The sequence below is a fragment of the Chryseobacterium sp. CP-77 genome (assembly GCF_036362765.1).
GTDB classification, from domain to species: Bacteria; Bacteroidota; Bacteroidia; order Flavobacteriales; family Weeksellaceae; genus Chryseobacterium; species Chryseobacterium cupriresistens.
The window spans coordinates 2,629,160-2,654,702 of record NZ_CP143637.1 but is presented as its reverse complement, the minus strand read 5'-3'; the positions used below and the strand labels follow the sequence as shown (position 1 = coordinate 2,654,702).

Here is a 25,543-nt window from a genome sequence, read left to right as displayed (position 1 = left end):
TAAAAAAAACCATCAGTTTTGCTGATGGTTTTTATTTTATAGCTGTGCCTGATATTCTTCGTAGAACTGTTGGGTTTCTTTGATCAGGCTGTCCATTTCTTCCATAGTGAAAACTTCCAGGAATTTTTTTCTGAACTCCTTGAAATGAGGAATTCCTCTGAAATAGTTGCTGTAATGCTGTCTCATTTCAACCAGGCCTAGTCTTTCTCCTTTCCATTCAGCACTCCATTCTGCGTGCTGACGTACCGCCAGTAAACGGTCTGAAATGGTTGGCTCAGGCAAATGCTCTCCTGTTTTAAAGAAATGCTTGATCTCATTAAAAATCCATGGATATCCAATAGCAGCACGCCCGATCATAATACCGTCACAGGCATACTTTTGCTTATATTCTAATGCTTTTTCTGCAGAATCTATATCACCATTTCCAAAAATCGGGATCTCAATATTCGGATTTTGTTTAATCCTTGAAATGTGTTCCCAGTCTGCTTCACCCTTGTACATTTGAGCACGGGTTCTTGCATGTATCGTAAGGGCTTTAATTCCTGTTTCCTGAAGACGTTCTGCTACTTCATCAATATTAATGCTGGTACTGTCCCATCCTAAACGGGTTTTTACAGTAACTGGAAGATGAGTAGAGCTTACAACAGCTTTTGTAAGACGTACCATAAGGTCGATATCTTTCAAAACCCCAGCACCTGCTCCCTTGCAGACAACTTTTTTTACCGGACATCCGAAATTAATGTCTACCAGATCCGGATTTACCGTTTCAACAATTCTTGCAGACATGGCCATAGCTTCTTCGTCTCCACCAAAAATCTGTATCCCAACGGGTCTTTCATAATCGAAAATATCCAGCTTTTTACGACTCTTGATAGCGTCACGAATCAACCCTTCGGAAGAAATAAATTCCGAATACATTAAATCTGCACCATGCATTTTACACAAACGTCTGAACGGAGGATCACTTACGTCTTCCATCGGAGCCAGCAAAAGAGGAAATTCCGGCAGTTCTATGTTGCCTATTTTTATCATGGTGCAAATTTACGAAATTCTGAACATTCATAAATATGATATTATCTATCAGCATAAATGATTGCTTTGTTTAGAATCTGAAGCGTAGAAAAAGGTATTAAAATGGTGAAAGATTTGATTGTCTACCCACTTCCAGTCTTCCATTGTTAGAAGCTTGCTTTTACCTGCATACTTCCGATATGGATGGTACGGTCGCCGGAATTTCTTCCTTCGTAATTAAGATTCAGCTGGATGAATGAGTTGATAGCCTGCTGGATAAATACACTCCACACCTGGTTTTTTCCGGGTTTAAGCCCATCCAGCATCTGGTTTCCTACGATACTGAAATTGTTTCCTGTAAAATCGTTATTGATAAATGAGAAGTTTCCACGGATAGACGTTTTTCTTCGCTCCCACTGGATGGTTCCTGTAACATCAAAAGCCTTAAGAAGTTCTTCGCCATCCAATCTTTGTTTCTGACGGAAAGCAGAAGATAATTCAGCCTGAATAGCATCGGTGAATTTGTAAGTTGCTTTAGGCTTGGTTTCAAAATTATTCAGACGATAATCTCTTGTTTTAAATAACTGTGAAGAGTTTTGAATATCATGAACCGAGTTTTCCCAATCCACTCTGAATTCTTTATTGAACCAATATCCTATGTTCAGGAAATGGGAAGTCTGCTCACGTTCTTCATTACTGAAATTGGCATTGATGAGATTGTCATTGGTGATGAAACGATAATTTCCGTTCCAGCCTGATTTATCGGTTGGATTAAACTGTACGGAAGCCAGAATATTCTGATTTTTAAGGATCTGATCACTGTTCTTTTCAAAAGGATTCAGCACAAGTACTTTTTCCTTTTTGTAGAATGAGTTTTGAGAATTTAATGAAATATTGAAATTCCAACGTTTTAAAAATCCATTCTCAGAATTGAAAACAATGGCCGGATTGACAAACAAGGCCAACTGTAATTTATTTTTATTGGAAGGAATATAGCGTACAGAATTTGTATAGACGCGGATGTATTGGGCAAGATCGGAATATTCGGCAATTTCAAATTCATCCAGCTGCTGAACGCCGTCTCCGTTATAATCCGTCCATTTATAAACACCTTGTCCGTCTGTAACTTTGATGTACTGGAATTCCCTCTGTGCTTCCTGCCCGTTGCCCAGCTCATAGAAAGCCTGAAGACGCATCCCGTTTCTGAAAAGCTGTTGGTTGTATAAGATGTTTCCGACAACGAAATCATTATTACGGGTTACTTCACCTTCTGCCCCTGCGTAGAAGAATTTTCGGTAGTGAATTAGAGCATTTAAACTGGTTCTTTCGGTTTTGATAATCTGACTTTCAGCCATGATCCCCAGAATATTGTTCATATTCTGAAGCCTGTTATCACGTACTGAGTCGTTATCCCTCATATATACTTTTGCCAGTAATTTGGTTCTTGTGCTGTCACCGATTTTCTTTTGTAAAAAGATTTCTTTCCAGCTGAAACTCGTGACATCCATAAGCTGGGTATCGTTGTACTTCTTCTCGTTGTGTTCCATGCTTCCACCAATGGCCCAGCTTCCTTTTTTACCCGTAAACTCTGTTGAAACTCCGCCACGGATGAATTTTGTATCCTGAAGAGTAGCATTGGTGCTCAGATAAGATAAATTACCTTTAGTAAAGAATTTTCCCGTTAGCCAGCCAAAGTCAAGGTCGTTTTTAATCCCTTTGTAAGAATCCTGTTCATCCAGATAATTGATGCGGTAATTCAACGTAGACTTATTATTCCATTTATTCAGGAAACTGAAGATGAATCTGTTTTGGGTCTTTTTATTGAATTCCTGGGTAAGGTTGAAATCTCTGGAGAATTCTACATCATTGATACGGTCAAGGATATGAAACTGTCTGTCTATATATTGATATTCAAAGCTTGGTGTTCCTTTCCATGCGTTTTTTGTAAAGCTTTTATTTCCAAAAATACGCCATGCATAGCCGATATTCTGATCAGAATCTTTTGATGAAAATAAATTGACATCATAATTACTCAAAGAGATATCTGCACCTATTTTCCCCTCGTTTAAAAGGTACTCAGAGTTCAGAGAGTAAACCTGTGATTTTTGAGGAGAAGGAAGTTTTCTTACCGCTCTGTAATCTCCGCCATTAGGACCTACATATTCAAAAACACGCCCGTTGTTGGTAGTCTGTGCAATTTTATAATCTCCCTGATTAGCTCCGAAATATGTAAAAGAAACCTGATAAAGTGTTAAACTCGAATCCGTAGAATATTCATAGAAATTTCCGGCAGGACTTAGTTTGTATAAAATTTTATTGACATCATATTCGGTTACAACTCCTGAAGGGGCATACATCAGGTCAGGATTATTTCCGGCATCAGCCAGAATCTGCTCATCTTCTTTAGAAAGGTTTAAAGAAAGAGGTGCGTTCTTATTGTCATTTTCCATGAACCAGTTGAATCCCACCTTGAATTTTTCTCTCTGATGTTCAAGCTTTCCTGTAAACAGATACCTTGAATAATTCCTGTTAGCATAGTTATAAGATATCGTAATGAAATTCTGTTGGAAAATAGGACGGAAACTGGTAAAGGTAACTTCACCGGTGTTGTAATTGATGATATAATCCTGGTTTTCACCGCGCTTCATCAGAATCCCATCAATAAAGACCTGTTCAGAACCGGAGATCAGTGTAATAAACTGTTCACCGTTCTTACCTGTCAGACGGTAAGGTCCCTGGTTGCCTTCAACCCCCTGAAAACGGATTCTGTGGAATTCACTTCGTGCAACTCCTGCAGAGATATCTAAGAATGTCTTGTTTTCCTTCCCGAATTCTGTCTGGAACTGAAGTCCCATACTTCTCCTCTGGTATTTGGCAAAATAATTTTTAGCTTCCACAAGGTCAAGATGCCCTGCTCTGAGGATAGATTTATCCTTGATATTAAGCTGCATGTAGATTTTGTCAAACTCCTCCAAAGTCTGGGTATAACCATCAGCCTGAATCGGCAGGTTATGATCTGAAATACTTGCTAAAATAGTAACATCTTTGGATAACCGCCCTGATATCTGAAGATCCATGGAGCTTTGTACAGACTGTCCCTGGTTGTTACCAAAAGTAATCCCACGGATAATAGATCCTTTTGAATTAAGCTCTCCTAAAAATCTCTTTTTATCATTTTTTGCCAGTACGGCTTCATCAATAATGATCTTATTGTGCGTTCTTATAAAATCCAGAGTGTCCTTTGCAAAGATGTCCTGCTCCAGCTTTGCCGCAAGAATACTGTCTCGTTTGATGCTGTCTTCAGGCACGTTGGGATTTTTCCATGAAAATACCTGAGCATTTCCTGAAAATATGCCTACGAAGAACAAAACGAATAGAATGACAAAATTCCGCAACTTTTAAAAATAATTCGTAAAAATAATTAAAAAATGTTAACATTAAGAGGTCAACTATTATTAACAAAAACTTAACCTCTTTATTGTCCCTGAAAAAAAATTAGAATGTAGTTTTGTTAGAGAAAGAAAATTATTAACAACAAAAAATAAATCATGAAAAAACTTTATTCTCTTTTTGCAACAGTTGCACTGGGCGCAGTGGTTTTTGCGCAAACAACTTACCTTTGGGACGGTAGTTCTGTAAATCCTATTTCCGGTACCAACGCTACTATTTCAAGTGTGGCATTTGCAGCAACTCAGGGAAATAATAATGGTACTACCAATTTAATAACTGCTTCATCTGTATCTACAGGATATGCAGGAGCAAGCGGATCCAGTAATTTTGGTGCTGCAGCTTTTAAAGAACCACTTTCAACTGCAACAAGCACCTATTTTAGTGTTACTGTTACTCCTGTTGCTGGTAACAAAGTAACTTTGAATTCTCTAAATTTCGGGTCAAGAGGGACATCTACCGGTCCCGGAAAGATTACAGTATACTCAAGCATCGATAATTATGCAACAGCGATAGGAACTGTAAACGTTAACAATAACAGTACATGGACCTTGAATAATATTACTTTTTCAGGGAGTAATTTAGTAGGTGCAGAATCAGCTCCGGTTACACTAAGAATCTATGGAAGTGACAGCCCAGGTACAGGAACTCCATCTTTGGGTACTGCTAATTGGAGAATAGATGATATTTCTTTAACGGTTACTGCATCTAACGCCACTTTAGCTGTTATCGATTCTAAAAACATAAAGTCAGGAAACTTTGTAAAGAACTCTTTCGTTAAAAATAATGAAATTGTTTTCGGATCTGATGTAAAAGATGTGAAGATTTTCAATAGCTTCGGACAGCTTGTAAAAGAAGCTTCTGTAAGACAAAATGAAACGGTAAGCGTTGCTGAATTAGCAAAAGGAAACTATATCGTTACAGGTACAGTAAACAACCAGCCGGTTTCTCAGAAAGTTCTTAAAGACTAATCCCTTTTCAATAAAAATATAAACAGCCACTTCAATGAAGCGGCTGTTTTTGTGATTATTTCCTGATGTTTAGCTTTTTGTATCTTATATATTTCATAATTTGGTGGTATTATTTTTGATGTTTTATGATCAATCCATTTCTAAAATTAATACGATGAAAAAAATCTTTACTCTTGCTGGACTTACATTATTAACTTCTTTTTCAAATGCTCAGATTGTGATCAATGAGATCTATGGCGGGAATGCCAATTCAGGAGCTGTATTAAAGAATAATTATATCGTCCTTAAAAATATCGGAACTACTTTGGTTTCTTTGACGGGAGCAAGTATTCAATATGCTCCGGCGATAGGTGCTTTTACAGAATATCATACGCTTCCGGATTTGACGTTAGGACCTGAAGAGACCTATTTGATTCAGGAATCAGCGATTGAAGGAGGTGTCGAAAATCTGCCAACACCGGATTTTATTGCAACAACAATCGTAAATTTTGACGGAACTCCCAATAAATCTTCCGGATTAAAAATTTCCAACGTATCAGGAAAAGTTGCATTAGCGGGAAATATAGTGCAGGTCACAGGGCCTTCTGCATCCAATGTCCTGGATTTTGTAGGGTACGGATCCAATGCAGATCAGTTTAAAGGAGACGGGCCGGCTCCATCTCCCACTACAACCACGGCTATCAGAAGAAATTTAGTAGGAAGTAATGATAATATGGCAGACTTTTCCCTAGAAGGCAGCGTGAAGTCAGGCTTTGTACAGAATCCATTTATAAAAGACAGTAAAGTAGTGTTCGGAACTGAGGTGAAAGATGTGAAAGTTTATGATACATTCAGACAGGTCGTTAAAAAATCACCTACTAAGCTGGCCTCAACTCTTGATATTGCAGAGCTTCCAAAAGGAACTTATATTGTGACGGGAACCATTAACAATATTCCGATCTCACAGAAAATAATAAAAGATTAGTTTTAAATAAGAGAGGACAACCTATTATCGGTTGTCCTTATTTTTTATTTTTCAGAATCTTAATACCAACCTCTTCTCGCTGCATTAATAATTGAGCCGAGATTAAGAATTAAAGTATATCTGATACGCTTCCCATAATCTTTGAATGAAGGTTCAAATCCTAAAGACGACTGTATCGGGAAATACACTTCCAGAAAATCGGGGATGATTCTTACTTTAACCCCGGTGTCCCAGATGAATTTGGCGGGAAGATCTTTGTTTTTATACACTCCCGCATCCGCATATACATGGAATATTTTCCATACACTTGAATCCACGTTGGCGGAAGTAATCCATTGGTTGACTGTTCCCGGAAGAAAAGATTTAAAACCACCATCAGCTAATATAAATTGCTGGGAAAGAAGCCCGCTGCTGGCACTTTCTCCCAAAAGCGTATAAGAGAATGAATAGTTGGAAACCCTAGAAATCCCGTAGTCGAAGAGGTTATTTCTGGTGTTGTTTCTTAAGAAATACCCGGCAAATAAACGTAAGCTCAGCTTTTGTTTGGGAGCGAATTCCCATCTGTAAAAGCCTTCAGCCGTTATTTTATTGAAATCTTCCATACCCTGGGTGCTCAGGCTGAAGCTTTTTTCATGAATCATCTGGCTGTCGCTATAGCCGTATCCGATACTCCAGAGGTTATATTTGCTGTAATCATTATTGGCAATCATCTTAGGACTCAGATCCCTTTCAAAATAATTATAGGATACGCCAAGACTTCTGCTAACGGTACTTCTCGGGTTTTTTCTGAAGTTAATAGAAGAAGATATAGAAGTCTTTCTGTAGGCAAGATCATAATCATAATGAAAATAAGAGCCTGAAACCCCGAATGTAAGACTTCTGATAATGCTTTCTGCAGGCAGAATAGAGTAGGAGACAGCTCCCGAACCGGTAAGTTTCCCTGTTCCGGTACTATAGGTTGGAGTCACCGAATACAGGAATTTCTGGTCAAAGAAAGATTGATTTTTAAAATTGGCTCCCAGAAGAAATTTATCATACGTATTGTTGAAACGTACCCTTGGGCTGATGTAAATTTCATTGTATTCCGGGTTTGGAATGTCTTTTATTAGTTTAAGTTTAATTTTTTTTGCATTGGAAAATAAACCTTTCGCATACAGGAAGTTGTCTCTGTAATTGGATTCAGGGAAAATATAGCCACTGTTTAAGGTGGTTTTGTAAATATTCTCTGATGCAGGAAGCGACAGGCTGGTGGTACGTTCATTTTCCTCCGTGTCTATCCAATACGCTTTCTTTTCTCCTTCTCTGGTTTCTGTTTCCAGCTTTACAGGAATAGAAATATCTGTATTTCTTACAATTTTTATTTGCAGGGAGTCATTATCTTTTCTAATGTTTTTCAATTTAAAATCAACCCTGTTCTTTTGTTTGAAAAAGTTGGAAAGGTAGGCTGTCGATTTATTGTTTTCAGAAAGAGACGACAAAAATTCTTCAGGATTAATTTTTTTTCCGGAATTCTGAGCAATATAATTTTTTAGAATACCATCGAATTGTTCATATCCCATTTTGTCTGCCGAGTAGTTGAAAAGGCTTCCTGTTTCAAAGCTGCTGATGGCCATATCATTGAAATTACTCAGAACAGGGAAATGTTCATCAATTTTCTGATCAAGGTTCTGCAGCATAATATACTGATAGGAAAGTCCGTAGCGGTCCAGAAGTTTTACTTTGGAGGCGTGGAATAGCTTTAATGGTTTAAGTCCAAAGATTCTGGTCTCCGGAAGTGTCCCTAAAAGTTTCGTATCAGCGTAGAATTTTTTGAGGTACTGAATTTCAAGATAAGACTTTAAACCATTTTTAAACCAGTGGTCTTTTTCTTTATCGGCAATAACGCCTTCGTCAAGAATTTTCTTGGCAATGATCCCGAAATAATCCATATCGGTTTTTTCGGTCTCAGTAAACAGGCGGAATCTGAATTTCCAGAAAGTAATATCATTGTTCCCGAAAAAGTCTTCTTTGGCTCTGAATTTATCTGAGATAAAAATACTTTTCGGAAGATACCCGATGTGTTCTTTAATAAATTTTAATTGTAAAGGAAGATAAAACTCCAGGTTTTGTTTTTCATCCGGTTTCAGATTATATCCAAATTTGATTTCGATTTCCTCTCCGTCAACATTGGTTTTTATGGATTGAAATGCTGTCGGAGAAATTAAAAACTCAGGATCTGAATCGAGATAACCCTTAAATGAGTTCATCTGAACCTGAGGAAGGTTACCTTCAACAAAACTGTTCACAGGGATATCAAAATTGACGGTCCAGAAAGTATTAAAGCTTACCTGTTCCTCAATATCGTGATAATTTCTTCTGGAAATATTGTCCGGATCAAAATGATCCGGAACAATAAAGAAATATTTTAATACCGTATTCTGAGCGGATGTTCCGTATCCCGTAAAAGTTTTATCGGGAAGCTGCATCCTGTATTGCAACTGTAGAGTGACGCTTTCGCCGGGTTTTAATACATTTTTCAGAGGAATAAAAAGATTTTCATCTGAGAGGGTATTGACAGGAAGGACTTCATTTTCAGAATTTTTAATGTTCAGTTCCAGAAGTTTTCCCAATTGGTCATTTTTTGCAAAATGCAAATCATTATTCCGGTCTTCCAGTTTTCTGTAGACTAAAGAAGTTCCCCGTTTATTGTACGCGGCAACCCAATTCAGGAGTTTTACGGTCTGCAGGTCTTTCCCGGATTGATTATAATAAACCATTTCCTGGCGGACCTCAAGGTTTTTTTTGTCAGGAGACAGTTTTGTTTCAATGTATATACTGTCTGTCTGTGCAGAAACCTGTACAACTCCCCATAACAAAATAAGGCAAATGCTGATCTTTTTCAAATATTCGTGATAAAGCTCAAATATAACTTATTTTGTATATACTTTATAGCATTTTAACCTTGAATTGTTTTTTTTTCCAAAGAATTAATATAAGCATTCCATCCTTCTGTTTTATAAGTGATGGCAGATGCTTCAGGATCATTGGATTTGTAGATTCCTCTTCCTACGATGATAAAATCTGTGTGCAGTGTTTTGAAAACATGTTCCGGTGTGTTGTACTGCTGCCCTTTACCATCTCCTGAATCCGCAAGGTTAACCCCAGGAGTAAACAATAGCAGATCCTCAGGAATTTTATTCTGAGATACACCACCAATGACATTAGGATGAGATAAAGCCACTTTTAAAGCTTCCTCACGATAGCTTGCAGTTGTTAAAGCTCCTTTGGAAGACATTCCAACAATGGCTACCACTCCTACATTTTTGAAACAGTCTAATGATTCAAAACCTCCGATTACCTGAGAAGTTACGAAATCTGCCCAATCTGTAATTTTGAAAACTCCGCTTGTGAACTGAAGTTCCTGTGTATTTCCGATATCAGCAAATTTTCTGTCTTCCATCAGTAAGAACTGGTGTTTTGCAGCAATAGCTTTTAAAGGAGTAATTGTTTTTTCATATTCGAAATCAGAGATAATATCGATATGCGTTTTTAAAGCAATAATATGCGGACCTACTTTTTCAGCAAGTTCCAACAGCTCCTGAGTTGTAGTAACATCTGCAGAGGCAATAAGGTTTGATTTTTTTGCCAAAGCTGTTTCCAGTAATTTTTTTGAAACGGAATGCTGCGTTACCTGAAGTTTCTGCTCATAAGAAGATCTTGTTTCCTCTTCAAACTGAATATGATTTCCCTGAAGGAAGTCCTGAATTCTTTTTACTTCTTCATCTGACAATTCACCTGTTTCCTGAAGAATATTGCATACTTCCGAAATATTGAAAAGGGTGTGTACTCTGTATCCTTTGCTTTCCAATAATTGTTTTCCTCCCTGCTCTCTGTCAAGTACCACCACAATGTCTGAAACTTTAAGATCTTCCTGTTCTATTTCAGGAATGGTTTCCAACAAAGATTTTCCTGAAGTGATCACATCTTCTACTAAAAGACAGTTTTGTCCTTTCTGGTAAATTCCTTCAATCAACTTCTTGGTACCGTAGCTTTTTGCTTCTTTTCTTTTAATAATTAATGGAATATAGCTTTCCAGAGACATTGCTGTAGCCATAGGAAGAGCAGCATAAGGAACTCCACAGATTAAATCAAAATTATCTAACGGAAGCATTTCCAATAAATAATTAGCAAGATTTTTTAAAATTTTAGGATCTGAAGCCAAAGGTCTCAGGTCTACATAAAAAGGACTTTCAATACCGCTTTTCAGGGTAAACCTGCCGAATTTGATGATGCCTAGTTTGTAACACTCTAAGAAGAATTCTTTTTTACTTTCCATTATTTTTTATTAGATATTGCAAATTTAAGGAATTGAAATAAGGCTTAAAAATTTATCGCTCATTTGTAAACAAAAAACCATCCCGGATTGGCCGGGATGGTGTTAAAAATATAATAAACTGTTATTTTACGATTTCAGCATCAATGACTTGGGTACCGCTATATTTCTGCTGGGCTTCCCATAACAAAAATTTGTCAACCTCTTTGATGAGTTTAGGAATGGTAAGCGACAATACTGCCAGGTCATCCATGACTCCAAGAACCGGTATTACAAATTCAGGAAGCAGATCAATAGGAGAGAGTACATATAAAATTCCAAGTAAAGGAAGAATAATGTCTATGGATTTCATTGGATAAATTCCTTTTCTCCACATTTTGACCATTCTGAAAATATCAGGGATCTTTTTGATAAAGCCCTTATGATTGATGGCTTCTTTTGCAAGATTTAATTTTGAATATTTCATTTTGTGTTTGGATTAATAAATTTTTCAACGCTATAAAATTCGCAAATCCTGTACCAACAAATTATAAAATTTAGTTAAAATATTATTTGATAATATTGTCAATGAACTGATGCACAGTCTCTGTGTTCCAGTCTTTTGTAGCATCCTCTTTAATAAGGATTCTTCCGTTTTTATCCAGCAGAAAAGTGGTAGGAAATACCTTTGGAAGAATTTTCTCAGAAATAGGACTTTGAGCAATATATACAGGAACGGTATAGTTGTTTTCTTTCAAAAACTTCCTTACATCCTCTTCTTTATCATTCATGGCAATTAAAACAAAATCAACATGATCCTTTCTCGTATCGTAAAGTTTCTGAATAGAAGGCCATTCTTTTCTGCAAGGCGGGCACCATGTTCCCCAAAAGTTCAGAAAAACCCCTTTATCTTTAAAATTCTTAAGATTGGTGCTTGGTGCATTAATGCCTTTAAGTTCTATATCATAATCTTCTTCACTGATATGAACTGCATTTTCTATAGTGGCTACGGGAAAGAATGCATCTTTCAGGGTGTTTCTTATTCCGGGTACGAAGGCAACCACACCTATGATGGCAATAATTACAAGATAAATGACATTTTTTTTCATATCTCTTTTTTATAGCAGATCTAAAATTTCCTGAACAGCATCTTTACCTCTGTTTTTGGCATAATATATCTGCAGATCGTTGTAGAAAGTATCTTTTGGATACGCTTCAGGATCAGCTTTATATTTCATCAGAAGCTCATATCCATATTTGGGACGCGGCCCCCATGAATTTTTTACATTCAGGTCTTTATCAAGGATAAGGACTTTCGGAATGGATTCCGTACCGTTCGTTAAAAATTGGTTGATTAAGCTTTTATCACTGTCTCTCAGAAAAACTCTTACTTCATTATGTCCTTCAAAAAATCTGAAAAGAGCAGGTACTGTTGCACTTGCGTCTCCACACCATGCTTCGGAAATAATCAGAATTTTTCCGTCAAAGTTTTTGGCAGCAAGTTCTTTCAGCTGATTTTCATCCGGAACGTATTTTTTTACCGTTCGGTCCATTCTCTGAAGTCCCAGCTCATAATATTGTTTATAGTCAGCCTCCTGTTGGTTGGCAGGATTTTCTAATCTTTCTTTTGCAATCTGAAGATATTCTTCAAACGAAATTCCTTTATCCCAGTAATTTTTCATTACCAAAAATATTTATATTAAAAATTATTGATGTTTCTTGTTTTGTTGATCAAAAACAGGTCTGCCAGTACAAACGCAGCCAGACTTTCCACTACAGGCACTGCTCTTGGAACGACACAAGGATCGTGGCGTCCTTTTCCTTCTACAATGACAGGATTTCCGTCTTTATCAATACTGTCCTGAGGTCTTAAAATAGTAGCTACAGGTTTGAAAGCTACGCGGAAATAGATGTCCATTCCATTGGAAATTCCACCCTGGATACCTCCTGAAAGGTTAGATTTTGTTGTAAAATCTGTATTGAAGGCATCATTATGTTCTTTTCCTGTCATTTTAGCACCACAGAAACCACTTCCATATTCAAATCCTTTGCAGGCATTGATGTTCAGCATTGCTTTTGCCAGTTCAGCCTGAAGCTTTGAAAATATGGGTTCACCAATTCCTACAGGAACATTTTTAATCACACAGGTGATGGTTCCTCCGATTGTATTTCCTTCTTTTTTGATCTCCTTGATTCTTGCAATCATCTTTTCTGCCGTTTCAGTATCCGGACAACGAACATCATTGCTCTCTGTTTGGGAGAAGTCTAAAGCCTGATAAGGTTTTTCACAAAAAATATCACCTACGGAAGAAACGTAAGCATTGATCTCAATATTGGGTAAAAGTTGTTTGGCAAGGGCTCCTGCCACTACCCAGTTCATGGTTTCTCTTGCGGAAGATTTTCCGCCGCCGCGATGATCCCTGAAACCAAATTTCTGGTCATAAGTAAAATCAGCATGGCTTGGACGATATGCTCCTGCAATGTGATCATAATCTTTCGATTTCTGATTTTCGTTTTCAATGATAAAACCGATGGGCGTACCTGTTGTTTTGCCATCAAAAATTCCAGAAAGAAACTTTACCGTGTCACTTTCCTTTCTTTGTGTAACGATTGCCGACTGGCCAGGCTTTCTTCGGTTCAGTTCGTACTGAACTTTATCGAGATCTACCGTTAAACCTGCCGGAAAATTATTGATGATACCGCCATAAGCCACTCCGTGACTTTCTCCAAATGTTGTAAGACTAAGAAGATTACCTAATGTGTTGAACATGATACAAAATTACCTTTTTTTCTTCAGATAATAAAGTTTCTGGATTTGTTCTATTTATCAGTGTTTTCGATAGTATTGATAATCTTTTGAGCTTCCTCTTTTTCTTCTGAGGTCATTTTTTTCCAGATAAATCCTTTTTTGATATCATTTTTATCCGAGAGTTGTGGAAAAATACCCGCCTTTACGTTATCGAAAAAATAGGCCGGAGTGATGGCTGGAAGCGGGGTGTCAAAACTATAAGGATAACGATGAGAAACATTAAATTTAAAATTTCCAACCTTAAATGTATCAAACTGCTGATATTCATAGGCTGCAGGCTTGTACATCTGTTCTTTTTCAAATCCATTCATAAAGTTTCCGACTCTGAAACTTGGAAGATATCTCTGGATAAATTCCGGGAAAGATAAAATGGAAATAAAAAATACGCTTAGAATGGAGAAAGTAATAACAGCTTTCTTCTGATCAAAATATTCATGGAAAATAACAAAGAATACCACGAAAAAAACATCTGTAAAAAATCTGTATTGGGCTGAAAAAGCAAGAACTAATATACTCTTTATCAATAATGAAAGGTAGATCAGGGTGATGAGCTTTTTCTTTTTTAGTAAGGTAAAGACAGTGAAAATGACTAAGCTCAAAACAAAAAGAATGTTGATTTTGGATTTGATTCCTTCCAGAGAAAACCAGTTTCTGATATAATCTGCAGTTGAAAATTTCTGGATTTCCTCATACGTGTACTGCATATCATACGTTTTCATAATGGCAAATTGTGAGGAGATTTTTAAAACCTCAGAATTGGGTTTCCAGCATATTCCTACATCACCAAATGCTAACGGAAAGATCGGATATCCGAATGTCCAGATATTTTTAATGAAGAAAAGCAGTAAGATGATGATTCCTGAAAAGAAGGATCTGAAATGGGTTTTAAAAATAAAAACTGAACTTAGGAATGTCAATACAGGCAGCCATATCATGGTTGGTTTTATGGCAAAAACAAATACCGAAAATGTAAAAAGGAAAGTGGAATTTCTGTTCCCGGCCATGATCTCGTTTAAAATAATCAATGAAAAAATAATGACAGGAAGATCAGGGCTTGGAGACTGTGAAAAGAGCAGTAATACCGGCAGGAAACATAGATGTATCCAGTTTTTCTTTTCAATACTATAAATACTGTAGATGATAAGCAGCACGGTATTGATTCTTAAGAAAGGGTCAGAGAAATTAGAAAACCCAGCCTGAAAGATATGCCAGACAGACATTTGCCCTAAGGTGAGGTCTACATTGGAAATTCCCTTTACCAGACCATATTCTGTGAGCCACTTCAACGTAGGAATATAATATCCGAAATGATCCAATATATAAGGATAAAAAGAACCTGCGAATATAATAACCAGAGAACATACACTTAATACGTTAAATTCCTTTTTTGTAAGCTGATAGAAATCCTGATAAAGTTTATTTTTAAAGAAAAAGAAAAATCCTGAGAGTATGGAAGGTATTTCTACATTTATATTCAAGGGAGTGAAAAATGAGATAACTGTCCATATCAGGCTTAATCCCAGGATTCCGGATAAAATTTTCCCGGAGATTCCCTGGAACAAATTGCCCCATATATTTTCCACGATCTTTCCCCAGCCCATCAGGACAGGAATAATGAAAATGGATGAAAACAGAATCAGTATCATAAAAAAAGATTGCTTAAAAGTAAGCAATCTTTGTATTTTATCATTAAAATATTTATTAACGGGGTTGTACTCGTCCGTCTTTTCTATCCTGGGATCTCCCAATAGTATATCCTGTAGCACCTCCTACAACACCACCAATAACAGCTCCAAGTCCTCTGTTTTTCTTAGCCACTATGGCTCCGACCGCTGCTCCACCTACGGTACCAATAACAGTTCCTTTGGCAGCCTTACTCCATCCTTTTTTCTGTGTGGTTCCCTGTGAAGTACCACTTCCGTTATCGGCATAGCTTCCGTTGCTGCCTGAACCAGAGTTTGAGCTTCTGTCTCTATATACTGTTCGTGTTTCTCTGATCACCTGTGGTTTTGAATTATTTTCAGCAGCAGCTCTTGATTTTTTACTTTCTGATATACTGTCTGCTTTTTTCTGGGCTTCGTATACCATTTTTTCTTTTTCAATAGCCAGTTTTTGTTTTTCTATTTCAAGTTGTCTGGCCTGAAACTCAAGTTTCTGTGCTTCCAGCGACTTTTCTGCAACACGGTCATCTTTCTTGCAGGCCGTCATTAAAAAGACGGATAAAAAACCTGCCAATACTATCTTTCTCATAATTCAAATTTTAATACAATAAAGCCAAATGACTTTAATTTTAGTTGTATTTTCAATTATAGAGCCAAATTTTAGTTAACGAGTGTTAAAATTAATAGTTAAAAGGAAAATAATTTCGAATAATGATGAATTTTATATTGTTAAAGCAGGGTCTCAGGAGTATTTGTAAATTTTATTTCATTAATAGTTTTTATTGAATTCATATAAGTTGAGTATTTTTGATTACCAAATACGTTTAATATGAAAAAATCAATTTTTACAGTATCAGCAGTGATAGGATTGCTTACTGTTGCGACATCGTTTTCTTCCAGGGAAATAACCCAGGCCTATAAAGACTGTTCAGGAATAGCCGGAGAAACACCAAAAACTCAGACCTATAAGATCCGTTATGGTCTTCTTTCAAAAAACGGAACCAAAATTCTTTCTGGAAATTATGATGTAGGAAGTTTTCTTGCTGAGAATATAGCTACAGGGGAAATATATGATACTTATTACGGCGGCGGATTTCAATCTCTTCCACAATATTATGATGGCCTTCCTGCAGGAACCTACAATTTTTCTGCTACGCAGGGCCAGGGAGGCTGGGTAGGTTATGGAACTGTCGTTGCAACAGTTTCTGATGCCAATGTAGATGCTGATGGATATGTTACAGTGTATATTCCAATCATTTGGGAGGAATAGTCTTGTGTGCAAATAAATATTTAACTAAATTTACCCGTTCCACAGATGAAGATTTTTTAGTTTACTAAATAATTTCACCCTGTTTTTGGTGTTTAATTGATCTTCAGATGCAGTTTGATTCTTATAGAAAGTATTCATTCTTCTGTTCCGGTATTGTATAATGTTTTCTGCTTGGAAAATGTAACAATATAATGACCATTTTGAATGATTCCGCAATATTCTGTTTGGATTTTTCTAAATAGATTTTTTTCATCATTTGTGTTTTTTAGGCCTCCTTGCGGAGGCCGTTTCTTTTTTATGCTTTTATGACTTAGCGCATATGATAATTGTGCAAAAACTGATATTTTATGATGTATTTCAGATAAAGAAATGCTCTTCTCTCAGTTATTAGAAAACAGAATATATAGATTTTAATTATTGTCTCTTTTTGAGAAATATTTTAAAGGCTTGAAAAATCCAGTATTTAAAAGAATTAAAAATTTTATGAGTATAATCATAAAATAAAAAAAAAGAGTGGTATATCTTTGACTAAGAATTAATAGATAAAATAATTTTTATCTCTGATATAAAATTTTTTTTCATCATTTGTGTTTTTTGAGGCCTCCATTTCTGGGGGCTTTTTCTATATGATGAACAGGTCTGAATTGCCCTTATACATCAAATAGAATTCTACCGTCGAACGGACTGTCCCAAATGATTGATATTTTGTCATTTGATTTTCGTAACTGAGGCTGAATCATTTCATAATTTCCATTTTCTGTCATTCTTTCCACGATAAGATCTGCCCCTTCGCCTATTTCACTTATTGTATATTCCAACTGATATTCCCCATCTTTGATTTTTGTGAAATCTTCCTTATTAAAATTTTTTTGTGACATGACATTTAAATTTTATTGGGTTGGTTTAAATAAAGAATAAAGTATGCCAATTTGTGACAAAAAATATTTTTATGGCGAATTAAGTTATTTTAATTTTTTTTATGTCATGAATGTAAATTTTATTTTATTAAAATGTAAATTATTTTTTTTTTAATACTTTTGCCGGACCGTTATATTTATCTGAAATTATTAGAAGTAATTATGAAGTGGTTTTTAAAGTATCAGTAAAATCGGTTTAAAATGCTGAATTGGTTAAAATGGTGCTGTAGTAAGAAATTAACTTTTTTTCTCAAAATTGTTATTCTTGGCACGATTTTTCAATATAGAAATGTAACTCATGTTTAATTTGAGTTTTCATGGTTATTAGTTTTTATCCTCGGAATTTCCGGGGATTTTTTTTGATATGATATGACGCTGCTCATAAACCCAGGTTGATTTATCCCTTTATCTTTGAAAAAGATAATTTTTTATCCATCATTACTTTTTGCATTATTTACCAAGCTCTTCTTTGATCAGGAAGAGCTTGTTTTTTTAATAAAGGAAAGTTACATGATAAACAAAAACCCATAAAGATTGAACAACATGTGGAAGAGTACTGTTAGAATAAAACTGTAGTGAGGAATCTGCTTGTGATAATAAATATAAAGGTTATTTAAAATAATGCCGCCAAAAAATGTCATAGTAATATAGAGCCAGTTATAATAATGCATTGATGCGAAAATAATACTCATAATGATAATGCAAAATGCTTTATTGTTGAGTCTTATCCATTTGCTTAAAATCAGGTAGGGGAGATACTGAAATATAAAAGTTTCAATAAAAGGAGCAACGAATACGGCAATAAAGTTTAATTCATTTTTTGAGATATTTTGAGACTTAGTGTAATTGACATCAAAATGTAAGTAGGTATCATTAATATAATTAAAGAAATATCCGTTTAAAACTGCTAGGACAAAAGAAATCAGAAAGAAGATCATCAACTTTTTCATAATAATATTGTTGAGAAGAAAGAATGGAATTTTGAAAAACGTAAAAATATAAAAACAAAAAAACCTCTAAGTTATTTAGAGGTTTTTTCTGAGGTACCTAGCGGATTCGAACCGCTGTAGATGGTGTTGCAGACCACTGCCTAGCCGCTCGGCCAAAGTACCATTTTTACCATTTTTGAGGTGTGCAAATATAGTAAAATTTCTTTATGAACAAAAGTTTTTAAGCAATTTCTTTCTTTCCAAGATCCTCAATTTCGCTTTTTGCTTGAATTTCAGCCTGATAATTTTTGATGTTAATTACTCTTGTTTCACTCCATTTATCATGCCAGCCATTTTCACCTAAGAAGGAAAATGTATCAAAAGGAACAATTCTCGAAATATTGCGGACTAAATAGTCATTAAAAGTAGGTTCTGTTCCATCAATACAAATGACTTTTGTTCCGGTAATATACTTGCCGATCGATCTTCCTTTGGTAAAATATTCTATCAGAAAAGTGTACATAAAGTAGATAAGAGAGGTTATCAGTATATCAAGAAACCTATTCATTTCTGACATTTTATAAACAATCTTGATCAGAAAGTCAATATTGGCAAGGTTGTACAGTAAGGAAGCAGTAAAGCCCAAAGCAAGAAAAAAAACTGAGATTACAAGTCTGTCAATAAAAAAATTAGCAAATCTGGTCAGCTTTTCAGCTTTGTTTCGATCTACAACTACTAAGTATTTTCTCATGGTCGGTTATTAGTTTTTGGTTTAGTTTTTGAGTTTAAAATTTTAGAATCCGTTCACAATCAATTTTAACGAAGCATTTGTATCAATAACGGCGGTAATTCCTGTACTGCTAAGCAGAATTTTACTGGGCTTAAGATTGAAAACTCTTCCGTTCATTTTTAATCCTTTATAATACTCTTTATTAAAAGCTTCTTCAATACTTTTTCTTGAAGTTTCTTCCAGTTCCTGAGTAGGGATACCATATTCTTCTTCAATCATTTTTACGATTTTCCCCTGAAACAGGAGAGAAGCTGTTTTCTGCAGAATATTGGTCGTTTTCAGCTTGAATTTTGTTTGTGACAAAACAATTTTCCTTTTCGTTTCGTCATACACCGGGATCCCTGAAATAATGGAGGTTCCTTTTATATAGCCATCAGTCTGGGCTTCAATAACTACTCTGTCATCAACACCGTATACCCTGATGTCGGTTACTTTTACTTTAGAATCACGCATATCAAATTCCTTATTCAGGAAAGTTTTTCTTGCCATACTGCTTGCCTCAGTAAAAGGAATATTAGCAGTGGTCTGCAGAATAAATCGATCTGCAACTGCCGGTGTTGTATTAAAGTTGGCAACGCTGGTCACCGGTGAAGAAGCAGCAGGTTTATTTCCTGTGAAAGTTTCCGAAAAGATATCCACACCAAGAGTAGCGTTGATCTGATTTCCATAGAACTTCAAAGGAGTGATATTAACTCCCACCGGACTTACTTTCAGCCAGGTATTATATTCCTCAGAAATATTGAAGGGCTGCAGAAAAGTATTCCAGGCCATTAAGGCATATTGCTGGAAATTCAACTGTGCAGCCATTTGCTGATCAATGGTTTTACAGAATTTTTCCTGTTGTTCTTTTAAGCTTTTTTCAACAAAGGAAGTAATAGGAATCTGGATTCTTCCATAATCCAGAACAGGTTTTGTAACCCATCTGAAACCGTTCGGACGGGTGTTCGTCGTAATGGTCCAGTTATTTTTAAAAGTAACGGTGGTATTGAAAGACATTACCGTTTCGAAGGTTGTATTCTGATAGGTATAAACTCCCAATGTACCAATTCCTTTTTCTGCCCATATTTTTAAAGGAACTTCAATCAGCAGGTTCTGACTGGTTCCACCGACAAGACGGATAGGTCTCGTCTTCCATACTTTTACCTTAAACTGGTCATTGTTATTGTCTGTATACGAATCATCCTGATAAACGAGATCTTTCACGGAAGCATTGATCATATTGCTAAGCTCCGAAAGAGGAATGGTCACAGGCATTGTAATACTGGATTTTATCTTCGGAAAGTTATAGGCTGCCAGCTGATTATCAACAGTGGCCTGGCCAAAAACGCTGATTCCTGCTACTAAAAATAATATTGTAACGAATTTCAATTTGAATGTTTTTTTATCAACGAAAATAAGAATTTTAATTTTCCGGCTTAAAGCTTTTTTCAAGCTCAATGCTGGCACCTTTCATTTCTCCCTGCATTGGAGGAGCTGTTTTGGTGATTTTTAATTTAATATAGTCAATCTGTGGAAAGCTGTTGTGAATTTTTGTAATCATTCTTCCGGCCACATGTTCCAGTAATCTGGATTTTATTTTCATCTCGCCATGAAGGATATCATTGATGTCTGCATAGCTTATCGTGTCATGCAAATCATCAGATTCTGTGGCTTTCCACAGATCGGTATGAAGTTCTACATTCAGAATATAATAGGTACCGATGATATTTTCTTCGGGAAGTACACCATGGTAGGCATATATTCTAACGTCTTCAAGATATATTTTGCTCATTGCTTCAGATTTTATGAAGCAAAAATCGTCTTAATTCTTCAAAATCTGAATTTATTTCTACAGTTTTTTTATCCTTTTCCATAAGTTCTTTCAAAGGTTCAGGAATTTCAATCTGAGTATGAATGGCTTTTTCCACTGCATCAGGGAATTTTACAGGATGTGCAGTCCCCAGAATAAATCCTTTCTGTTCAGGATTTTCTTGCAGATATTGTTCCATTGCGGTCAATGCAACAGCGCTATGAGGCTCCAGAACATATCCGTATTTCTCATAAACCACCGAGATAGTATTCATAGTTTGCTCATCATCAATGGAATAAGCTGAAATTTTATTTTTTACCAGTTCAAACTGATTCCCAAAAAGCTCCAGAATTCGTACAAAATTACTTGGGTTTCCCACATCCATAGCATTGGATAGAGTGGTAATGGCTTTTTGTGGCTGGTAATTCTGAGTTTTAAAATAATCAGGAACTACCTGGTTGGCGTTGCAGGCGGCGATAAAATGGCTGGCAGGCAAACCTCTGACATGAGCCAGAAGCCCGGCACAGATATTTCCGAAATTTCCGCTGGGTACACAGATTACAGGTTGTTCCTTATGCTCCTGTATCCATTGTTTTAAAGCTATTAAATAATAAATCTGCTGAGGAAGCCATCTTGCAACATTGATAGAATTGGCAGAGGTCAAAAATAACTGACTGTTGATTTCTTCATCTGAAAAAGCCTGTTTGACAAGATTCTGACAGTCATCAAAACTTCCGTTGACTTCCAGCGCTGAAATATTTTCGCCTAATGCGGTCAATTGTTTTTCCTGCACAGGACTGACTCTGTTTTTAGGATACAGAATGACTACATTAATTTGCGGGATTTTATAAAATCCATGGGCAACAGCTCCTCCCGTATCTCCAGAAGTTGCCACCAGAACAGTGACTTTTTTATTCCGGTCTTTCAAAAAATAGGAAAGGCAGCGGCTCATCAATCTGGCTCCGATATCTTTAAAAGCCAGGGTGGGACCATGAAATAATTCCAATATAGAGATTTGTTCATTGATCTTAACCAAAGGGATATCAAAACTGACTGTTTCAGCAACAATTTCCTTTAAGATTTCAGAAGGAATTTCATCACCCACAAAATCTTTCATACACTGGTATGCAATTTCTTCATTGGAATATTGATGAAGATTTTGAATAAATTCCTGGTCAAATTGCGGAATGTTTTCCGGAAAAAATAATCCTTTTTCTTTTCCCTGCCCTTTTATTGTTGCTTCTCTGAAATCAATTTTTTCCAGATGGTCTTTTAGATTATAATATTTCATTTCTGTTTTTTAAGATTAATTTTCTTCAACGATCTGAATTCCTGTCGGATTTATTTTTGAAACATAGACAAAACTTTCTATTTCAATTTCATTATACACTGACTCCATCATCTGAGCAATTTTTTCCGCAGTCTCTTTTTGTTCAGATAACATAAAAATAGATGGTCCTGAACCGGAAATTCCTCCTCCCAAAGCTCCTATCTGTAAGCTTTTTTCTTTGATTTCGTCAAACTTCGGAATAAGAATACTGCGGACAGGTTCTATGATGACGTCGTTAAGACTTCTGCCAATTAACGGGAAATCATTTTTCTCAATTCCAGCTACCAGCCCTGCGATATTTCCCCATTGTTCCACAGCGCTTTTCAAACTGATATTTTTCTTTAAAATCTGTCTGGCATCCGAAGTTTTAACTTCTACCTGCGGATGTACTGCTGTTACAAATAAATCAGGGCTGTTCAGCGGAATAATATCAATCGGGTCAGTAGATTTTACCAGTGTAATCCCACCATAGATGCATGGCGCGATATTGTCTGCATGGCGTACTCCCGAAGCCAGTTCTTCTCCAAACATGGCAAAATGAACCATTTCTTCTTTTGACAATTTGTTTCCTAATAATACATTGGCTCCGAAGGCGGCTCCGGCGGCACTTGCCGCACTGGAGCCGAGCCCGCTTCCAGGCTTTATATGTTTATGAATAATGACTTCAAAACCATTTTTCAGATTAAAATGTTCCTGAATTTTCAACAAGACGATGCCTGCAACATTTTTGGATGGTTCTTCAGGAAGTCCAAAAGAATCTGTATGTTTTATAATAATTTCTGGGGTTTCCAATAATCTGAATTCCATTTCATCATAAGGATCATGAACTGCCATTCCTAAAATATCGAATCCGCAAACCAGGTTGGCCACAGTGGCGGGTACTTTTAATTTTACTTTTTTCATATTTGTATTTTTAAATAGAACGGATAATATCTGCAAAAACTCCACTCGCTGTTACATCAGCTCCTGCTCCGGCACCTTTTACCACCAAAGGCTGTTCGGAATATCTCAGCGTTTTAAAAATGACAATATTGTCTTTGCCATACAGATGAAACAGATCGCTGTCCGGAGCAATATGTTGTAAACCTACTCTGGCTTTTCCGTCTTCAAATTCTGCTACGTATTTTAATATTTTACCTTCGTTTTTTGCCTTGTTCAATAAGTTTTTAAAATGTTCTTCATATACTGTGAGTTTCTCATAAAAACTTTCAACGCTTCCTTCCATACATTCTTCAGGCAGAAAACCTCTATTTTCAATGTCTTCAAACTGAAGCGGATATCCTGCCTCTCTGGCCAGAATTAAAATTTTCCTTGCTACATCTGTTCCGGACAGATCAAGCCTTGGATCCGGCTCTGTGTATCCTTCCTTCTGAGCCTGGGCTACCACTTCAGAAAAAGTTCTGTTTCCGTCATACTCATTAAACACAAAATTCAATGTTCCACTCAGTACAGCTTTAATGGATTGAATCTGGTCTCCGCTTTTGATGAGGTCGTTGATAGTTCCTATTACCGGAAGCCCTGCACCTACATTGGTTTCAAAATAAAAACTGCAGTTGTGGTTTCTGGCGGTATTTTTTAAGGTTTTATACTTTCTAAAATCAGAAGAAGCTGCAATTTTATTACAGGCAACAATATCCACACTTCTTTTTAATAAACTTTCATATACTTCAGGAACCTCAGGACTTGCAGTTACATCAACGAAAACAGAATTCCTAAGGTTTCTGTGGATAATTTCGTCAGCAAATTCCCTGGCAGAGGCTTTTTCACCATGCTGATTCCAGTTATAATAATTTTCCTGTGAAATTCCCTGATCTGAAAACATCATATGACGGCTGTTGGAAATTCCTGCAATTCTCAGGTTGATCAGAAAGTTTTCTTTTAAATAATCATTTTGGTCATAAATCTGCTGGATCAGTTTTGAACCTACATTTCCTGTTCCACAGATGTAAAGATGAATTTGTTTTATTTCAGATTCAAAAAAATCTTCGTGAAGCACATTTACTGCTTTTTTACTGTCCTTTTCTGAAATCACAATACTGATATTTCTTTCCGAAGAGCCTTGTGCTATGGCTCTAATATTAACTCCGTTATTTCCCAGACATCCGAACATTTTTGCACTTACACCGCTTCTGCTTTTCATACTTTCTCCAACCAGAGCTATAATAGAAAGGCCGGTCTCAATTTTTACCGCGTACACTCTTTTCAGATTAATATCATCCGCAAAAGAAGAGTTGATTGCATGCTCGGCACGTAAAGCTTCTTTTTCTTCAATTGCAATGGTGATGGAATGCTCTGAAGAACCTTGTGTTATAAGGATTACATTGATCTTTTCATGGCTTAAACATTGAAATAATTTAGCTGAAATTCCGGGTATTCCTACCATTCCGCTGCCTTCCAGTGTAAGAAGGGCAATACTGTTCATATTGGAGATTCCTACTGCAATCTGTTTTTCATCTTCTGAAGATTTCAGTTGATGGGAAATAAGAGTACCCTCTGCATCGGGATCAAAAGTATTCTTGATAAGCAGGTTTATATTTTTTACCATGACAGGCTGAATGGAAGGCGGGTAGAGTACTTTAGCCCCAAAATGTGACAGTTCCATCGCTTCATGATAAGATATTTCTGAAATAGGTTTAGCATTGGAAACCAGACGGGGGTCAGCAGTCATCATCCCGCTTACATCGGTCCAGATCTGGAGTTCTTCTGCATCAATAGCCGCTGCAATAATAGATGCGGTGTAATCTGATCCGCCTCTCCCTAATGTGGTGGCGTTATTTTTCTCGTCCCTCGCTATAAAACCTGGTCCTACGATAATGGGGTTCTGATTTTCATTCAGAAAACGGGCAATATTATGATCGGTAGATTTAAAATCTACTTTTGCATGGGTAAAATTACTATCTGTTCTGATCAGTTCTGCAGAGTTCATCCAAACGCAGTCCAATCCTTCAAGCTGTAATCTTGCAGCTATAATTTTTGAGGACAGGAATTCTCCGTAAGAAGCAATTTTATCTTTAATTCTATCTGTCAATTCACCAAGAACAGCAATTCCGTTGCAGAGATCCTCGATATCGTTGAAATGTTTTTTTACAAAACTCAGCCATGAGCTTTGTTCTGCAATAGGGAAAAGTTCTTTGACCAGACTGATATGTTTTTCTTCAAGGTTCTGAACGGCCTGACTGTAATTTTCATCTTTTACAGAAGCCTGTTCTGCTGCTTTAATCAATTGATCTGTAACTCCATAAAGAGCGGATACAATAACTACAACTTTACTTTTTAAAGATTCTCTTTTTACGATCTTTTCCATCAGTAAGATATTCTGAGAATGGGCGACTGATGTTCCGCCGAATTTTAAAACTTTCATCAA

The 25,543-nt window shown here is 36.4% G+C and carries 21 protein-coding genes and 1 tRNA gene; 3 read left to right on the top strand and 19 right to left on the bottom strand.

The genetic code is table 11. The features are described 5' to 3' along the window. Positions 1–36: 36 nt before the first annotated feature. Together dusB and V0410_RS11785 are read right to left on the bottom strand one after the other, a co-directional pair. On the bottom strand, positions 37–1,032 hold the full coding sequence (dusB, locus tag V0410_RS11790) for a tRNA dihydrouridine synthase DusB (protein ID WP_110008089.1): 996 nt from the start codon (positions 1,030–1,032) through the stop codon (positions 37–39). A 146-nt stretch (positions 1,033–1,178) separates the two neighbouring features. Beyond that, positions 1,179–4,406, bottom strand: coding sequence for a hypothetical protein (locus V0410_RS11785; protein ID WP_330743202.1), 3,228 nt, complete (start codon positions 4,404–4,406; stop codon positions 1,179–1,181). A gap of 153 nt (positions 4,407–4,559) precedes the next feature. Between V0410_RS11785 and V0410_RS11780 the strand changes: the two genes are divergently transcribed. Then, complete coding sequence (locus V0410_RS11780; RefSeq protein ID WP_330743200.1) at positions 4,560–5,429, top strand: T9SS type A sorting domain-containing protein; 870 nt, start codon at positions 4,560–4,562, stop codon at positions 5,427–5,429. Between the two features lie 154 nt (positions 5,430–5,583). Beyond that, complete coding sequence (locus tag V0410_RS11775; protein ID WP_202841283.1) at positions 5,584–6,393, top strand: T9SS type A sorting domain-containing protein; 810 nt, start codon at positions 5,584–5,586, stop codon at positions 6,391–6,393. Positions 6,394–6,452: 59 nt separating this feature from the next. Here V0410_RS11775 and V0410_RS11770 read toward each other — a convergent pair whose 3' ends face one another. The 8 genes from V0410_RS11770 to V0410_RS11735 all read right to left on the bottom strand — a co-directional run bounded on the left by V0410_RS11770 (position 6,453) and on the right by V0410_RS11735 (position 15,743). Then, complete coding sequence (locus V0410_RS11770; protein WP_330743197.1) at positions 6,453–9,275, bottom strand: aminopeptidase; 2,823 nt, start codon at positions 9,273–9,275, stop codon at positions 6,453–6,455. A gap of 53 nt (positions 9,276–9,328) precedes the next feature. Continuing rightward, positions 9,329–10,708: an orotidine-5'-phosphate decarboxylase gene (gene pyrF / locus V0410_RS11765; RefSeq protein WP_330743196.1), complete on the bottom strand. Its 1,380-nt coding sequence runs from the start codon at positions 10,706–10,708 to the stop codon at positions 9,329–9,331. 121 nt (positions 10,709–10,829) lie between these two features. After that, positions 10,830–11,171, bottom strand: a complete 342-nt coding sequence (locus tag V0410_RS11760; protein WP_110008082.1) for a YkvA family protein — start codon at positions 11,169–11,171, stop codon at positions 10,830–10,832. Between the two features lie 82 nt (positions 11,172–11,253). Beyond that, positions 11,254–11,793, bottom strand: a complete 540-nt coding sequence (locus V0410_RS11755; protein WP_330743194.1) for a TlpA family protein disulfide reductase — start codon at positions 11,791–11,793, stop codon at positions 11,254–11,256. A 9-nt stretch (positions 11,794–11,802) separates the two neighbouring features. Next, on the bottom strand, positions 11,803–12,366 hold the full coding sequence (locus V0410_RS11750) for a thioredoxin family protein (protein WP_330743192.1): 564 nt from the start codon (positions 12,364–12,366) through the stop codon (positions 11,803–11,805). Positions 12,367–12,383: 17 nt separating this feature from the next. Next, positions 12,384–13,454, bottom strand: a complete 1,071-nt coding sequence (gene aroC, locus V0410_RS11745; RefSeq protein WP_062676248.1) for a chorismate synthase — start codon at positions 13,452–13,454, stop codon at positions 12,384–12,386. Positions 13,455–13,504: 50 nt separating this feature from the next. Then, positions 13,505–15,139, bottom strand: a complete 1,635-nt coding sequence (locus V0410_RS11740; protein ID WP_330743190.1) for an LIC_10190 family membrane protein — start codon at positions 15,137–15,139, stop codon at positions 13,505–13,507. A 55-nt stretch (positions 15,140–15,194) separates the two neighbouring features. Further along, positions 15,195–15,743, bottom strand: coding sequence for a glycine zipper domain-containing protein (locus V0410_RS11735; protein WP_110008078.1), 549 nt, complete (start codon positions 15,741–15,743; stop codon positions 15,195–15,197). Between the two features lie 240 nt (positions 15,744–15,983). Here V0410_RS11735 and V0410_RS11730 point away from each other — a divergent pair, with 240 nt between their 5' ends. Continuing rightward, a complete protein-coding gene (locus V0410_RS11730) occupies positions 15,984–16,424 on the top strand; it encodes a hypothetical protein (RefSeq protein ID WP_330743187.1) in 441 nt (146 codons plus the stop codon). A gap of 650 nt (positions 16,425–17,074) precedes the next feature. Here the strand turns inward: V0410_RS11730 and V0410_RS11725 are convergent. The 9 genes from V0410_RS11725 to thrA form a co-directional block, all read right to left on the bottom strand. Then, the gene (locus V0410_RS11725) at positions 17,075–17,302 is read right to left on the bottom strand and encodes a glutathione synthase (RefSeq protein ID WP_137905611.1); all 228 of its coding nucleotides are present in this window, start codon (positions 17,300–17,302) and stop codon (positions 17,075–17,077) included. Between the two features lie 545 nt (positions 17,303–17,847). Then, on the bottom strand, positions 17,848–18,279 hold the full coding sequence (locus tag V0410_RS23010) for a lysostaphin resistance A-like protein (protein WP_442879202.1): 432 nt from the start codon (positions 18,277–18,279) through the stop codon (positions 17,848–17,850). 103 nt (positions 18,280–18,382) lie between these two features. Then, a tRNA-Cys gene (locus tag V0410_RS11720) sits at positions 18,383–18,453 on the bottom strand. Between the two features lie 58 nt (positions 18,454–18,511). Next, a complete protein-coding gene (locus tag V0410_RS11715) occupies positions 18,512–19,021 on the bottom strand; it encodes an RDD family protein (protein ID WP_330743184.1) in 510 nt (169 codons plus the stop codon). 42 nt (positions 19,022–19,063) lie between these two features. Beyond that, a complete protein-coding gene (locus V0410_RS11710; protein ID WP_330743183.1) occupies positions 19,064–20,428 on the bottom strand; it encodes a DUF4403 family protein in 1,365 nt (454 codons plus the stop codon). Between the two features lie 34 nt (positions 20,429–20,462). Beyond that, positions 20,463–20,831 (bottom strand): dihydroneopterin aldolase, encoded by a 369-nt coding sequence (gene folB / locus V0410_RS11705; RefSeq protein WP_330743181.1) that lies wholly within the window; start codon positions 20,829–20,831, stop codon positions 20,463–20,465. A 4-nt stretch (positions 20,832–20,835) separates the two neighbouring features. Beyond that, entirely contained in the window at positions 20,836–22,140 is a 1,305-nt protein-coding gene (thrC, locus tag V0410_RS11700) for a threonine synthase (protein ID WP_330743179.1), read from the bottom strand. 15 nt (positions 22,141–22,155) lie between these two features. Continuing rightward, a complete protein-coding gene (locus V0410_RS11695; RefSeq protein WP_330743177.1) occupies positions 22,156–23,082 on the bottom strand; it encodes a homoserine kinase in 927 nt (308 codons plus the stop codon). A gap of 10 nt (positions 23,083–23,092) precedes the next feature. Beyond that, positions 23,093–25,540, bottom strand: a complete 2,448-nt coding sequence (gene thrA, locus V0410_RS11690; protein WP_330743176.1) for a bifunctional aspartate kinase/homoserine dehydrogenase I — start codon at positions 25,538–25,540, stop codon at positions 23,093–23,095. Between the last annotated feature and the right edge of the window lie 3 nt (positions 25,541–25,543).

Coding starts and splice junctions, on each gene's coding strand:
- pyrF (WP_330743196.1), bottom strand. CDS start 10,708: ATGGAAAGTAAAAAAGAATTCTTCTTAGAGTGTTACAAACTAGGCATC.
- V0410_RS11730 (WP_330743187.1), top strand. CDS start 15,984: ATGAAAAAATCAATTTTTACAGTATCAGCAGTGATAGGATTGCTTACT.
- V0410_RS11775 (WP_202841283.1), top strand. CDS start 5,584: ATGAAAAAAATCTTTACTCTTGCTGGACTTACATTATTAACTTCTTTT.
- aroC (WP_062676248.1), bottom strand. CDS start 13,454: ATGTTCAACACATTAGGTAATCTTCTTAGTCTTACAACATTTGGAGAA.
- folB (WP_330743181.1), bottom strand. CDS start 20,831: ATGAGCAAAATATATCTTGAAGACGTTAGAATATATGCCTACCATGGT.
- V0410_RS11740 (WP_330743190.1), bottom strand. CDS start 15,139: ATGATACTGATTCTGTTTTCATCCATTTTCATTATTCCTGTCCTGATG.
- dusB (WP_110008089.1), bottom strand. CDS start 1,032: ATGATAAAAATAGGCAACATAGAACTGCCGGAATTTCCTCTTTTGCTG.
- V0410_RS11735 (WP_110008078.1), bottom strand. CDS start 15,743: ATGAGAAAGATAGTATTGGCAGGTTTTTTATCCGTCTTTTTAATGACG.
- V0410_RS23010 (WP_442879202.1), bottom strand. CDS start 18,279: ATGATCTTCTTTCTGATTTCTTTTGTCCTAGCAGTTTTAAACGGATAT.
- thrC (WP_330743179.1), bottom strand. CDS start 22,140: ATGAAATATTATAATCTAAAAGACCATCTGGAAAAAATTGATTTCAGA.
- V0410_RS11755 (WP_330743194.1), bottom strand. CDS start 11,793: ATGAAAAAAAATGTCATTTATCTTGTAATTATTGCCATCATAGGTGTG.
- V0410_RS11780 (WP_330743200.1), top strand. CDS start 4,560: ATGAAAAAACTTTATTCTCTTTTTGCAACAGTTGCACTGGGCGCAGTG.
- V0410_RS11725 (WP_137905611.1), bottom strand. CDS start 17,302: ATGTCACAAAAAAATTTTAATAAGGAAGATTTCACAAAAATCAAAGAT.
- V0410_RS11715 (WP_330743184.1), bottom strand. CDS start 19,021: ATGAGAAAATACTTAGTAGTTGTAGATCGAAACAAAGCTGAAAAGCTG.
- V0410_RS11760 (WP_110008082.1), bottom strand. CDS start 11,171: ATGAAATATTCAAAATTAAATCTTGCAAAAGAAGCCATCAATCATAAG.
- V0410_RS11750 (WP_330743192.1), bottom strand. CDS start 12,366: ATGAAAAATTACTGGGATAAAGGAATTTCGTTTGAAGAATATCTTCAG.
- V0410_RS11695 (WP_330743177.1), bottom strand. CDS start 23,082: ATGAAAAAAGTAAAATTAAAAGTACCCGCCACTGTGGCCAACCTGGTT.
- thrA (WP_330743176.1), bottom strand. CDS start 25,540: ATGAAAGTTTTAAAATTCGGCGGAACATCAGTCGCCCATTCTCAGAAT.